The organism is Paracoccus sp. (in: a-proteobacteria), assembly GCF_047973135.1.
In the GTDB taxonomy this organism is placed as follows: domain Bacteria; phylum Pseudomonadota; class Alphaproteobacteria; order Rhodobacterales; family Rhodobacteraceae; genus Paracoccus.
Genome location: NZ_JBKEBL010000298.1, coordinates 21,144 through 34,390, shown reverse-complemented (window position 1 = coordinate 34,390; position 13,247 = coordinate 21,144). Strand labels below are relative to the sequence as shown.

Below are 13,247 nucleotides of genomic sequence, written 5' to 3'. Positions count from 1 at the left end.
GGTGTCGGGCAGGATGATGCGCAGATTGCCGTCATGTTCCTCGTGCCAGTCGGCCAGAACCTCATAGGGGGAGCGGTGCAGCGCCGCGTCGTCCGGTGCCAGCGCGGCATAGACCATGGGCAGTTCATGCGCGTTCGTACCGATGGCCTCGATGTCGCGGCGCATGGCGCTCAGGCAGTTCGAGGTGCCGGTAAAGCCCTGACCCAGCGCCTCGATCATCGCCTGCACGCACCCGTCCTGCCACAGAAAGCTGTGCCGCCGCCGCGTGCCGAAATCGGCGATGCGCAGATCGGGCAATTCGCGCAGCGCTTGCACCTTTTCCCAAAGCCGCGTCATGGCGCGGGCATAAAGCACCTGCAATTCGAACCGGCCCATTTCCTTCAGAACCGCGCGCGAGCGCAGTTCCATCAGGATGGCGAGGGCTGGAATTTCCCACAGCATCACCTCGGGCCAGCGGCCTTCGAAGGTCAGTTCATACTGGCCGTCACGCTTTTCCAGATGATAGGGGGGCAGGCGCAGTCCTTCGAGAAATTCCATGAAGTCGGGGCGGAACATCTGGCGCTTGCCGTAGAAGGTGTTGCCGCGCAGCCACGTGCTTTCCCCCCTGCTCAGCGACAGGCCGCGCACATGGTCAAGCTGTTCGCGCAATTCGCCCTCGTCCACAAGGTCGGCAAGGCGAATGTTCTTGCTGCGGTTGATCAGGCTGAAGGTGACGCTTGTATCGGGCCGGTTTCGAAAGACTGACTGACACATCAGCAGCTTGTAGAAATCTGTGTCGATCAGCGACCTGACGATCGGGTCGATCTTCCATTTCCGATTATAGACGCGCGTGGCGATATCGACCATGATCCGTTCCTCTTGACCAGTATGCGATTGGTGCCCGGATCGGCGGGTCCTTGCAAGCCCCGCTTGCCAAATCGCGCGCAGCGTGCGTACGCTTGGCCGCAAACCGCGAGGGAGGCACAATGAGGGCTGCCATCTGCACAGCTTATGGACCGCCCGAGGTGGTGCGACTGGTCGCGTTGCCCGATCCCGTTCCGCAACAGGGCGAGGTGCTGATCAGGGTGCGCGCAAGCACCGTTGCCTCGGCCGATCACCGCATCCGGGCGATGGATTTCCCTGTCGGGTTTCACCTTCTGGGGCGTCTGATCTTTGGCATCCGCGCGCCGCGCCAGCAGATCCTGGGGACCGAGCTTTCGGGCGTGATTCTGGTCACGGGCGAGGGAGTCGATGGCTGGCAAGAGGGGCAAGAGGTCGTCGCCATGCCCGGTGCCCGCATGGGCGCCCATGCCGAGCTGATTGTCATGAAGGCTGATGGCGCGATGTCGCCCAAGCCCGAAAGGCTGGATTTCGGTCAGGCCGCCGCGCTGTCCTTTGGCGGGACGACGGCCCTGTATTTCCTGCGCGACCGGGCCGATCTGCAATCGGGCGAATCGGTCCTTGTGACCGGGGCCGGGGGCGCGGTCGGCAGTGCGGTGATCCAGATTGCGCGGGCGATGGGCGGGCAGGTGACGGCGATTGCGGGTGCCGACAAGACCGAGATTTTGCAGGGACTGGGCTTTACCGACCTGATACCGCCAAACGCGCCGCCCGACGGGTCGCGGCAATGGGATGTCATCGTCGATTGCGCGGGAATCGTCGGACTTGGGCATGCGCGCGACTGGTTGGCCGCCAAGGGGCGGCTGTGCAAGGTGCATGCCAGTCTGCCGCAGATGCTGGGTGCCATGGTGCTGCGGCTGGGGCAGGGGCGGCGCATCCTGTGCGGCGCGGCCCCCGAACGCAGCGTCGATCTGCAAACCCTTGCGCTGATGGCCGATGAGGGCGATTTCCTGCCGCTGATCGGCGCGCGCATGCCGATGTCGCAGATCGTCGAGGCGCACCGGTTGGCCGCAGGTGGTCACAAACTGGGCAATACGGTGATCGAGATGGGCCGCTGACCCGGCGGTCAGGCCAGCGTCACCCCCGCCGCGCGCATTGCTGTCCGTGCCTTGTCGCGGCTGCCCTCAAGGTCGATGGCGCGGGTCGCGCTTTCGATCACCGTCGCGGAAAAGCCCTGCGCGGCGGCGTCCATCGCGCTCCAGGCGACGCAGAAATCATGGGCGAGCCCCACGAAAGTCAGATCGCGCAAGCCCCGTTCGCGCAGATAGCCGGCCAGCCCGGTCGGCGTGTGGTGGTCATTCTCGAAAAACGCGGAATAACTGTCGATCTGCGGGCGAAAGCCCTTGCGGATCACCATATCGGCGCGCGTCATGTCCAGCCCGTCGTGAAACGCGGCCCCCGCGCTGCCGATGACGCAATGGCGCGGCCACAGAACCTGCGGGCCATAGGGCATCTGCGTCACGCTGAAAGGCTGGGTGCCGGGGTGGTTGTCGGCAAAGCTGGCATGATTGGCGGGGTGCCAGTCCTGGGTCAGGATCACTGCGTCGAAACCGGGCATCAGCGCGTTGATCGGCTGGACGATCTGATCGCCGCCCGCCACGGCCAGCGCGCCGCTCGGGCAGAAATCGTTCTGCATGTCGATGACGATCAGGGCCTTGCCGGGCATCCGCACCTCCTGTCTGTTGCGCAATATGGGTAAAAAGCCCCGCGCCCCGCGTCAATGCCCGACCCGTTTGCGACCCTTGCCACAGCGGGCGCGCCGCCTTATGCCGCGCCCATGCTGATCGTCGCTGCGCTTTATCACTTTACCCGCTTCCCCAACCCCGCCGCGCTGCGGGGGCCGTTGCAGACCGTCTGCGATTCGGGTGGCGTCAGGGGCACGTTGCTGCTGGCGCGCGAGGGGATCAATGGCACCATCGCGGGCGATCGCGCGGGTATCGACGCGGTGCTGGCCCATATCCGCGCCCTGCCGGGATGCGCCGGGCTGGAATGGAAGGAAAGCGGCGCGGCGGCGATGCCCTTTGGCCGCATGAAGGTGCGGCTCAAGCGTGAAATCGTGACCATGGGTCAGCCCGATGTCGATCCGGCCGCCTCCGTTGGCCGCTATGTCCAGCCTGCGGACTGGAACGCGCTGATCAGCGCGCCCGATGTCGCCGTGATCGATACGCGCAATGATTACGAGGTGCAGATCGGCACGTTTCAGGGCGCTGTCGATCCGCAGACCCGAAGCTTTCGCGATTTTCCGGCATGGTGGCAGGCCAATGCCCATCGGTTCCACAACAAGCGCATTGCGATGTTCTGTACCGGCGGCATCCGCTGCGAAAAATCGACGAACTATCTGCTGTCGCAGGGTGTCGAAGAAGTGTTTCACCTGAAGGGTGGCATCCTGAAATATCTTGAGGATGTGCCCGAAGGGGACAGCCTGTGGCGGGGCGAGTGTTTCGTGTTTGACCAGCGCGTCAGCCTTGGTCATGGCCTGCGGCAGGGGAGGCATGCCCTGTGCCATGCCTGTCGCCGCCCGCTGGCCCCCGAGGATGTGCAGCGCCCCGAATATGAAGAGGGTGTTTGCTGCCATCGCTGCGCCGACGAATATTCCGACGAGGATCGTGCCCGCTTTCGCGAACGTCAGCGGCAATTCGATCTGGCTGCCCTGCGCGCGGGTGGCTGACCAGCAGAGAACCGCTGGTCAGCATTCGTTCAGGCGGTTTGTCCAAGCCCGCCCGCCGCGATGGCCGCCATGTTCAGGATGTCGTTCACGGTCGAATTGGTTGAACAGATCTGGATCGGTTTCGACGCGCCGGTCAGGATCGGCCCGATCACCGTCGCCCCCGCCATTTCCTGCATCAGCTTGACCGAGATCGAGGCCGAATGCCGTGCCGGAACGACCAGCACATTGGCCGGCCCGGTCAGCCGACTGAACGGATAGCGCGCGGCGGAATCGGGGTTCAGGGCCACGTCCACCGTCATTTCGCCTTCGTATTCGAAATCGACGCCGCGCCGGTCCAGAACCTTGGGTGCCTCGGCCATCTTGATCGCGCGTTCGCTGACCGGATAGCCGAAATTCGAGAAGGACAGAAAGGCCACGCGCGGTTCCAGCCCCAGCCCGCGTGCCACCGCCGCGCCCCGCGTGGCGATGTCGGCCAGATCTTCGGGTTCGGGCCATTCATGGACCAGCGTGTCGCCGATCAGCACGATGCGTCCCTTGTGCAGCACGCCGGTAATGCCCACCGCGCCATCCTGCGGACGCAGGTCAAAGACCTTGCCGATCTGGGCCAGCACCGGGGCGTTCTTGCGCGTCGCCCCCGTCACCAGCCCGTCGCCATGCCCATGGACCAGCATCAGCGAGGCAAAGATATGCCGGTCGCGATTGGCCAGCTTGTGCGCATCCTCGCGGTCGATGCCCTTGCGCTGCAAGCGGGTGTAGAGAAATTCGTGATAGGCCTCAAGGTGGCGCGAATTGCCGGCATTGACCACGGTGATCTCGCGCGCGGCCTCGCCCATGCCCAAGGCCTCCAGCTCGGCCTTGACCTCGGCCTCGCGGCCCACGACCAGCGATTGCCCCATGCCGCCGCGCTGCCATGCCACGGCGGCGCGCAAGACGCGGGGGTCGTCGCCCTCGGCAAAGATCATCCGGGCCTGTTTCTGCCGGGCGCGGGCATGGATGCCCTGAAGAATCGCGGCGGTCGGGTCCATGCGGTTCTTGAGCGACTGGATATAGCCGTCCATGTCGATGATCGGGCGGCGCGCAACGCCGGTATCCATTCCTGCCCGTGCCACGGCGGGCGGAACGACATGGATCAGCCGGGGATCGAAAGGCGTGGGTATGATATAGTCGCGCCCGAATTGCAGCTTGCGGCCATAGGCGACGGCGACCTCGTCGGGCACATCCTCGCGCGCAAGTTCGGCCAAGGCGCGGGCGCAGGCGATCTTCATCTCGTCATTGATGGCACGGGCATGGATGTCCAGCGCGCCCCGGAACAGATAGGGAAAGCCCAGAACGTTGTTCACCTGATTGGCATAGTCGCTGCGCCCGGTGGCGACGATCGCGTCGGGGCGGACGGCATGCGCGTCCTCGGGGGTGATTTCGGGATCGGGGTTGGCCATGGCGAAGATGACCGGATTTTCGGCCATTGACGAGACCATGTCCTGCGTCACCGCGCCCTTGGCGCTGACGCCCAGGAACACGTCCGCGCCCTTCATCGCATCCACCAGGCTGCGCGCGTCGGTCACGGCGGCATGGGCCGATTTCCATTGGTTCATGCCCTCGGTACGGCCCTTGTAGATCACGCCCTTGGTGTCACACATCAGGCAGTTGTCATGCCGTGCGCCCATGGATTTCAGCAGTTCCAGGCAGGCAATCCCCGCCGCGCCCGCGCCGTTCAGGACGATCTTGACCTCATCGATCTTCTTGCCCGACAGTTCCAGCGCGTTCAGCAGGCCAGCGGCGCAGATCACCGCCGTGCCGTGCTGATCGTCGTGAAAGACGGGGATGTCCATCATCTCTTTCAGGCGCTGTTCGATGATGAAACATTCGGGGGCCTTGATGTCCTCAAGGTTGATGCCGCCGAAGGTCGGGCCCATCAGGCGAACGGCGTTGATGATTTCGTCCGCGTCCTCGGTGTCCAGTTCGATATCGATGGCGTTCACATCGGCAAAGCGCTTGAACAGGACCGCCTTGCCCTCCATCACCGGTTTGCTGGCCAGCGCGCCCAGATTTCCCAAGCCCAGAATCGCCGTCCCGTTCGAGATGACCGCGACCATGTTGCCCTTGGTGGTGTAGTCATAGGCGGTTTCAGGCTTGGCGGCGATGGCCTCGACCGGGACCGCGACGCCGGGCGAATAGGCCAGCGACAGGTCGCGCTGCGTCGTCATCGGGGTCGAAGCGACGATGTCGTATTTCCCCGGCCGCGGCTCCATGTGGTAGGCAAGCGCTTCTTCCGGCGTGATCCTGGCGTTGCGGTGTTTTTTCTTGTTGCTCATGTGCTCCTCCCGAGCGGCGTTCAATGTGATTAGCGCGCCGTGACAAGCGTCTCAACGGCATTCGTACCGGGACGGGCAGTCCGGCCCGATTTTCGTGCCGTGGCAGGCTGCCGCAGGGGAAGCAATCGTTAACGGAAAAGGCCGCATCCGGCGGCGAATGCCGCGATGCGGCGGGGGATCATGGTTAAGTGACATGCAGCAATTGCAAGCCGGATTTGCGGTAATGTCCGTGGTTTTCTGCAACTGCGAAATCTATATCCGTGTCATCCGAAACCGGCCCGATGAGCGGGCAACAGTGAAAGCAGGAAATAACATGTCTGTCACCGACACGTATCGCAGCTATTCCGTGGGCGGCCCCGGCCTGATCGCCCGCATCCGTGCGCTGTTCGCGTCCTGGCAAGAGGCCCGCATCACGATGCGCGAACTAAGCGATCTTTCCGACCGTGAGCTGGCCGATATCGGTCTGTGCCGTGGCGATATCGTGCGGATCGCACGCGGCGACCGCTAAGCCAGAGCGGCAGGGCCGAATGAACGAACCCCCGGCGGTCAAGCGCGGGGGTTTTTTCATGTCCGGTATCTTTCCTTCTATCTGATCATGTCCGGCGCAAGCGCGCGCAAGATGCTGGCCTCGCCCCGACCGTGAATATTCGGAGCAAAGCTGCGGATGGTATCAGAGCGGGCGGTGTTCAGCAGCTGTGACGTAATCTCGTGGGGCGTCGCGGAGGCGAATTTGCTGCCAAGAATGGCGGCATAGGCGCTGACAGCGGGGGCGGCGAAAGAGGTGCCCTGAAGGCCGGTCAGGTTGCCCGGTACGCCGACCACGAGGAAATGGCTCTGCACCATGGTGTTGCTGCCCGCATAGTTCGAATACCATGCCATCGAGGTGGGGTTTTCCACGGTCCCGTGCGCGGTCAGCGCGCCGACGAAAATCGCCGTGTCCGCGCCGATCAGATCGCGGCTCAAATAGTCAAGTTTACCGCTTTTGTTCACGGTGGCGATGGCGACGCCGTCATTTCCCGCCGATTTAACGACTACGGCGGTGGCCCTGCGCGCGGCGGCGATGATCGAACTTTCCCGACTGTTCCACCGCATGCGGGAATAGCCGGCCTGCGCCATCATCCCATAGCTGAGGTTCAGGGTGTTCAGCCGTCCGCCGACCAGCGTGACGGCGGAGGTGTTACTGAAATCGTGCCGGGAAACCGATGCATCCGTGGCAAGCATGCCCGTTTCCATGCTGGTCCATTCGCCATGGGTATGCGCTTCGGTCGCGTCGCCGAGGATGCCGGAAAGCCGGGTCGTGCCATTGAAATCATCGACAAAGGTGACAGTGGTATTCTGACCCTTGAAGCCTTGTTGCCACGCTTCGGCGATCTCGGGGTGCATCCAGGGCCGAAGCTCTTGTGCCTGAACGGCCAAAGCCGCGACAGCCATGGATGCGGCGGCCAGAATTGACCTGACCGAGATCGCGAAAAGCATGGGCAAATTCCTTTTGGTTAATCCTCTGGTTACAAAGGATAGCCCGAAGGAAGAACAATCTTAAGTTGAAAACTTGGATAGCTACCCCTCTCAAAAGGATAGGGGTCAGTCGTCGTCGCCAAAGCGCGCGTCATCGTCATATTCGTCCTCGCCCTCGTTCACGTATTTCGAACTGAGCGTGATCGAATGATTGTCATGGGTCGGGTCCATCACCACATCAGACGGGAGTTCGCCCGACAGCCATTCGCGCAATTCCTCGCGGATGTCGGCGCTGTCCTGACCGGTCACACGGGACAGGTAGGCGATAAAGGCGCGCTGATCGCCATCGACTTCGTCCAGATCGGCCTCGTCCGTCTCGGGCCATCTGTCCTGAATGGCATCGTAGAAGGCGGACCAGTTTTCTTCGACATGGCGCCATTTCATGTCAGTAGCTCCTTGGAAGGCCCTGCTGGAACCAGCGTGCCGTGCCCGATATGTCTTCGCCGACCCCGGCGACGGTGTTGCAGCCGGCCAGAACGCAGCCGACCAGAACAAGTGTCATGATTACCTTCATTTCGCGGACTCCTGCCACCAGACCTCGGGCAGGAAGCCGGGCCAGTCGCCATAGAGCGTTTGTGTGGCAGGATAATGCAGATCTGCTGAATGGGCCAGTCGCGAGACGGGCGAATAGCTGACCGGGATGACATAGCGCCCGGCGGTCAGGATACGGTCCAGCGCCTGAACGGCGGCGGTGAAATTTTCGGGCGTGGTCGCGCTTAGCATTTCGGTAATCATCGCTTCGGCAGCGGGGCTGTTCATGCCCATCCAGTTCCTCGAACCGGGCTGATTCACGCCCTGATGGCCCCAGTACAGCGTCTGTTCCGTGCCGGGCGACGGCGACAGGCCGCGCTCATACCAGGTCATATCGAATTGATAATTATTGGTCCTTTCGACATATTGCGCCGAATCCAGCAGGGTGACGGTGGCGTTCATGCCCAGATTTCGCAGCGCTTCGATATAAATATCGACGATCTGCTGCGTTTCCGAGGCGGTGCGCATGGCGCTGCCCGACTGGTTCAGCATGATCTCGAAATCGAAGGGCTTGCCCTCGGCATTTTGCAACTTGCCGTCCGTCACCGTCCAGCCGGCCTCTGTCAGCAGTTTCAGCGCGGTTCGTATCCCCCGCCGGTCCAGCGCCTTGTCGCCGCCTTCCGGCAGCGCATATCCTTCCAGCGTGCCGGGTAGCAGGTCGGCGGCGAAAGGCTCAAGCAGTTCCTTGACGCGGCCCTCGGCGGGGCCGGTTCCCATACTCAGGGGCGAGTTCGAGAAATACGAGGTGATCCGGGGCTCTTTGCTGCCGTTCAATGTGGCGTTGATGAACTGAAAGTTGAACGCCTCGATCATCGCCTGACGGACGCGCCAGTCGGCAAACAGCGGGTTGCGGGTGTTCATCACCAGGCCGATGATGCCCGAGGGTCGTTCATTCGTGATTTCGGATTTGACGACCTTGCCCTCGGAAATCAGCTTAAAATTGTATTCACTATCCCATTTCAGCGGCGACAACTCGCGCCATACATTCACCTCGCCGGCCTTGAACGCCTCGAACATGGCATTCGAATCGCCGAAATAGTCATAGGTGATGGTGTCGAAATTGTTCCGACCGATATTCACCGGCAAATCCTTGCCCCAATAATCGGGATTGCGCCGGAACGTGATCGAGCGGCCGGGATCGACCTTGTCCACCACATAGGGCGAGGAACCGATGGGTGCCTCCAGCCCCGATTCACTGAAATCCTTTCCCTCCCACTGGGCTTTCTTCAGGATCGGGCGCATGCCCATCAGCAGGGCCAGTTCGCGATCAGGCTGGCTGAAGGTGAAACGGAGGCTGTGTTCGCCGGTCTTTTCCATCCTGGCGACCTTGGCCCAGGCGGTGGCATAGCGCGGATGACCAACCGTTCCCAGCGTTTCATAGGACCACATCACATCCTCGACCGTCCCGGGCGAGCCATCCGAGAACCGCGCCTCGGGGCGCAGGGTAAATTCCACCCATGTGCGACCGGGATCGGTTTCGACCGACTCGGCCAGCAGACCATAAAGTGTAAAAGGCTCGTCAGTTGACCGGTACATCAGCGTTTCGGGAACATGAACGCCGACGCCCCAGGCCGAGTTACCTTTCAGAACCCAAGGCTTCAGCGAATCGAATCCCCCCGGCTCGGCCAGGCGAATCGCCCCGCCCTTCGGCGCGTCGGGATTCGTATAGGGAAGGTGATCGAAACCGGCCGGAAGCGCAGGTTCTCCATACATTGCAATGCCATGCGCTGGTTCCGCGAGGGTTGCCAGCGGCATTGCTGCAACAGTTGCAAGCGTCAGACCCACTGGCATCAAGGCCCGTTTGATCGCGCGTTTGTTAAGGTTTTTGAAGATTCGCATCACCGCCTGCCTTTGCATTCCTGCTTTGCCGGGGATTTCAACAGCCTTGGAAGTCATGCGTCAATGGCGCGCCCAACTTCTAGGTTGGACTCGGGCGACGCTTCGCGTATAAATAGGACACTGCTCGATAGGTTTCTTGCCTGTATGAAACCTGCCTCATGACTTGCGCCCGCCTTGTGCGGGCGCTTTTTTTTCACCATGGTGCCGACGCGGCCGGAAGCAACGGCAAGATGGCGCGCGTACAGGAAACAGTCGCGGAGACGGGCAGATGTTCGAAAAATTCCTAAAGGGCAAGACGGCGGTGGTGACAGGATCAAATTCCGGGATCGGTCTGGGGGTCGCGCACAGGCTGGCAAAGGCTGGCGCAGATGTGGTGATCAACAGCTTTACCGACCGCCCCGAAGATCACGCCATCGCCGCCGAAATGGCGAAAACCCACGGCGTCACCGTTCGTTATATCAAGGCCGACATGTCGAAGGGCACCGAATGCCGCGCGCTGGTCGAACAGGCGGGGCGCTGCGACATTCTGGTGAACAATGCGGGCATCCAGCACGTCGCCCCGATTCCCGATTTCCCGGTCGAGAAATGGGATGCGATCATCGCGATCAACATGTCCTCGGCATTCCATACCACGGCGGCGGCCCTGCCGATGATGCGCAAGGAGGGCTGGGGCCGGATCGTCAACATCGCCTCGGCCCACGGACTGACGGCCAGCCCGTTCAAATCGGCCTATGTCTCGGCCAAACACGGCGTGGTCGGCTTTACCAAGGTCACGGCGCTGGAGACCGCGCAGGAAAAGATCACCTGCAACGCGATCTGTCCGGGCTATGTTCTGACCCCGCTGGTCGAGTCGCAGATCCCCGACACGATGAAGGAATACAACATGAGCCGCGAGGACGTGATCAAGAAGGTCATGTTGGAACGCCAGCCCTCGAAAGAGTTCGCCACCGTCGAGGAACTGGGCGACACCGCCGTTTTCCTGTGCAGCGATGCGGCGGCACAGATCACCGGCACGACGATCAGCGTCGATGGCGGCTGGACGGCACTGTAACCGCGTGGCCGCAAGGGGCCTTCATGGCCCCTTTTTCATGTATAGCTGACGGAAGCCAATTTGATCATCAAATTGGCGCAGCATCAGCGTAAAATCAAATGGTTATAGCCTGACAAAACAATCAAAGGAAAGTCGTCAGGCTATACAGCCATCGCAAAAGCGGCGGATGCGGGCGACGGCCTCGGTCAGTTGTTCATCGCTGGTCGCATAAGAAATGCGGAAATGCGGGCTAAGCCCGAATGCCGCGCCGAACACCACCGCAACGCCGGTTTCATCCAGCAGCGCATTGGCGAAATCCTCGTCCGTCGCGATCCGCGTACCAGCCGTCGATGTCTTGCCAATCAGCCTGCTGATCGAGGGATAGACATAGAACGCACCCTGCGGGGTCGGGCAGTCGATCCCCGGACAGGCGTTCAGCCCCGCCACCACCAGATCGCGGCGGCGCTGAAATATGGCGCGGCTGTCGCGGATGTAGTCCTGCGGGCCGGTCAGCGCAGCCTCGGCAGCATACTGGCTGATCGAACAGGGATTCGAGGTCGATTGCGATTGCAGCTTGGCCATCGCCTTGATCAGCGATTCTGGTGCCGCGCCATAGCCAATGCGCCAGCCCGTCATCGCATAGGCCTTGCTGACGCCGTTCATGGTCAGCGTGCGGTTCTTCAGACGCGGCTCGACCTGAGCGGGGGTGCAGAACCCGAACCCGTCAAAGACCAGATGCTCATAGATGTCGTCGGCCAGAATCCAGACATGCGGATGGCGCAGCAGCACCCCGGTCAGGGCCAGCATCTGATCTGCGTCATAGGCCGCGCCTGACGGGTTCGAAGGCGAATTGAGAATCAGCCATTTCGTGCGCGGCGTGATCGCGGCCTCCAGCGCCTCGGGCGTCAGGCGAAACCCGTCGGCGATCCCGCAGGGCACGATGACCGGCGTGCCACCCGCCAGCAGCACCATGTCGGGATAACTGACCCAATAGGGCGCGGGCACGATCACCTCGTCATCGGGATTCAGCGTCGCCATCAGCGCATTATACAGGATCTGCTTGCCGCCCGTTCCGACGCTGATCTGCGCGGGCGTATAGTCCAGCCCGTTCTCAGATGCGAATTTCCGGCAGATCGCCCGCTTCAGCGAGGGGGTGCCGTCAACGGGGGTATAACGCGTGTGGCCCGCGTCGATGGCATCCTTGCCGGCCTGACGGATATGTTCGGGCGTGTCGAAATCGGGCTCGCCCGCCGAAAGGCCGATCACGTCATGCCCTTCGGCGCGCAGGGCGGCGGCGCGGGTCGTCATGGCGATGGTCGGCGACGGTTTGACCCGCGCAATCGTGTCCGAAAGAAAGCCCATGCGCATCCCCGTGTCAGAAAACTGCCCTGCCTTACGCCGAAGCGTGTGATGCCACAAGCGCGCCGAATTGCAATCCGGGGCAGGGGAGGCTAGGCAACGGCCAGACCACAGCGCGAGGTTTCCGATGCCCCTTTCCACCGAAACCCCCGAGATCCGGCTGCGGCGTCTGCGCATGCGAAGCTGGCGGCGCGGCATGAAAGAGATGGACCTGATTCTGGGCGGTTTCGCCGATGGCCCGCTGACCGGTCTGGGCGAGGCGGAACTGGCCAGCTATGAGCGGCTGCTGTCCGAGAACGACCAGGATCTGTATCGCTGGATCACCGCGCGCATCAGCGGCGGCGACCCGGCCGGGCCAAAGAATCTGGCCCCGATCCTCGACCGGATCGCCGCCCATGCGGCGGGGCGTTTTGCCCGCTGATCGCCAGAAACTGCCTAAAACTGTTTGTAATCAACGGTTGGATTAACCGAAGATTCGGGTTTTCCGGTCATAGTCGCATGAACTGGATACAAGACAGGTACGACACCGGCCATGCTTTCCCATATGTCACAGATGCACCCCAACCGTATCGAGGGCGAACATCCCGACGATCTGCCCGACATGACCGAGGCATATTTCGAATCGCTGCAATTGCTGGAACGAATGCACCGGCTGATGCTGGATCTGGTCAAGGACGAACTTGAACGGCTCAGGCGGAACGATCTGACGCCGGTGCAGGTGATGATCCTTTATAATCTGGGCACTGCCGAGGTGTCGGCAGGCGAATTGCGGTCGCGCGGTATGTATCAGGGCAGCAATGTCAGCTATAACCTGAAAAAGCTGGTCGCGATGGGCTATGTCCACCATGAACGCTGTGACATGGATCGCCGCTCGGTCCGGGTGCGGCTGACCGATGAGGGGCAAGAGGTCAGGAATATCGTCCACGGCCTGTTTCAGCGCCATGCCGAGGGGCTGGCGATGACCGGCGTTCTGGACGATCCGCCCCTGCCGCAGGTGAACATGCAGAACCGCCGGATCGAACGGTTCTGGTCCGAACAGATCCGCTATATCTATTGACGGATGCCGGGCGGCGTCGCCCCGTCGCGTTTGTGAGGTGCGCGGCGGGGCGTTTCC

At 62.1% G+C, this 13,247-nt stretch carries 12 protein-coding genes and 1 pseudogene; 6 read left to right on the top strand and 7 right to left on the bottom strand.

What is annotated here, in order from left to right:
* Nucleotides 1-846, bottom strand: a pseudogene (locus ACK5L9_RS21925) (nicotinate phosphoribosyltransferase); the annotation flags it as partial.
* A 119-nt stretch (nt 847-965) separates the two neighbouring features.
* Between ACK5L9_RS21925 and ACK5L9_RS21920 the strand changes: the two are divergent.
* Nucleotides 966-1,937, top strand: a complete 972-nt coding sequence (locus ACK5L9_RS21920) for an NAD(P)-dependent alcohol dehydrogenase (protein ID WP_416913578.1) — start codon at nt 966-968, stop codon at nt 1,935-1,937.
* A gap of 8 nt (nt 1,938-1,945) precedes the next feature.
* Here ACK5L9_RS21920 and pncA read toward each other — a convergent pair whose 3' ends face one another.
* The gene (pncA, locus tag ACK5L9_RS21915) at nt 1,946-2,545 is read right to left on the bottom strand and encodes a bifunctional nicotinamidase/pyrazinamidase (RefSeq protein WP_416913577.1); all 600 of its coding nucleotides are present in this window, start codon (nt 2,543-2,545) and stop codon (nt 1,946-1,948) included.
* 111 nt (nt 2,546-2,656) lie between these two features.
* Here pncA and ACK5L9_RS21910 point away from each other — a divergent pair, with 111 nt between their 5' ends.
* Nucleotides 2,657-3,547, top strand: a complete 891-nt coding sequence (locus tag ACK5L9_RS21910) for a rhodanese-related sulfurtransferase (protein ID WP_416913580.1) — start codon at nt 2,657-2,659, stop codon at nt 3,545-3,547.
* Between the two features lie 29 nt (nt 3,548-3,576).
* On the opposite strand, the gene ACK5L9_RS21905 is transcribed toward ACK5L9_RS21910, so the two are convergent.
* Nucleotides 3,577-5,859, bottom strand: a complete 2,283-nt coding sequence (locus ACK5L9_RS21905) for an NADP-dependent malic enzyme (protein ID WP_416913576.1) — start codon at nt 5,857-5,859, stop codon at nt 3,577-3,579.
* A 313-nt stretch (nt 5,860-6,172) separates the two neighbouring features.
* Between ACK5L9_RS21905 and ACK5L9_RS21900 the strand changes: the two genes are divergently transcribed.
* Nucleotides 6,173-6,367, top strand: coding sequence for a DUF1127 domain-containing protein (locus ACK5L9_RS21900; RefSeq protein WP_416913575.1), 195 nt, complete (start codon nt 6,173-6,175; stop codon nt 6,365-6,367).
* A gap of 77 nt (nt 6,368-6,444) precedes the next feature.
* On the opposite strand, the gene ACK5L9_RS21895 is transcribed toward ACK5L9_RS21900, so the two are convergent.
* The 3 genes from ACK5L9_RS21895 to ACK5L9_RS21885 form a co-directional block, all read right to left on the bottom strand.
* Complete coding sequence (locus ACK5L9_RS21895; RefSeq protein ID WP_416913574.1) at nt 6,445-7,335, bottom strand: S8 family serine peptidase; 891 nt, start codon at nt 7,333-7,335, stop codon at nt 6,445-6,447.
* Between the two features lie 105 nt (nt 7,336-7,440).
* Nucleotides 7,441-7,758, bottom strand: coding sequence for a hypothetical protein (locus ACK5L9_RS21890; protein WP_416913573.1), 318 nt, complete (start codon nt 7,756-7,758; stop codon nt 7,441-7,443).
* A gap of 126 nt (nt 7,759-7,884) precedes the next feature.
* Entirely contained in the window at nt 7,885-9,744 is a 1,860-nt protein-coding gene (locus ACK5L9_RS21885; protein ID WP_416913572.1) for an extracellular solute-binding protein, read from the bottom strand.
* A 268-nt stretch (nt 9,745-10,012) separates the two neighbouring features.
* Between ACK5L9_RS21885 and ACK5L9_RS21880 the strand changes: the two genes are divergently transcribed.
* The gene (locus tag ACK5L9_RS21880; RefSeq protein WP_416913571.1) at nt 10,013-10,795 is read left to right on the top strand and encodes a 3-hydroxybutyrate dehydrogenase; all 783 of its coding nucleotides are present in this window, start codon (nt 10,013-10,015) and stop codon (nt 10,793-10,795) included.
* Nucleotides 10,796-10,930: 135 nt separating this feature from the next.
* Here ACK5L9_RS21880 and ACK5L9_RS21875 read toward each other — a convergent pair whose 3' ends face one another.
* On the bottom strand, nt 10,931-12,136 hold the full coding sequence (locus ACK5L9_RS21875; protein ID WP_416913570.1) for a pyridoxal phosphate-dependent aminotransferase: 1,206 nt from the start codon (nt 12,134-12,136) through the stop codon (nt 10,931-10,933).
* Between the two features lie 124 nt (nt 12,137-12,260).
* On the opposite strand from ACK5L9_RS21875, the gene ACK5L9_RS21870 reads away from it, so the two are divergent.
* Both ACK5L9_RS21870 and ACK5L9_RS21865 read left to right on the top strand, forming a co-directional pair.
* The gene (locus ACK5L9_RS21870) at nt 12,261-12,554 is read left to right on the top strand and encodes a succinate dehydrogenase assembly factor 2 (protein WP_416913569.1); all 294 of its coding nucleotides are present in this window, start codon (nt 12,261-12,263) and stop codon (nt 12,552-12,554) included.
* 132 nt (nt 12,555-12,686) lie between these two features.
* Nucleotides 12,687-13,190 carry a MarR family winged helix-turn-helix transcriptional regulator gene (locus tag ACK5L9_RS21865; RefSeq protein ID WP_416913579.1) on the top strand — a complete coding sequence of 168 codons (504 nt, stop codon included), beginning with the start codon at nt 12,687-12,689 and terminating at the stop codon, nt 13,188-13,190.
* Nucleotides 13,191-13,247: the final 57 nt, after the last annotated feature.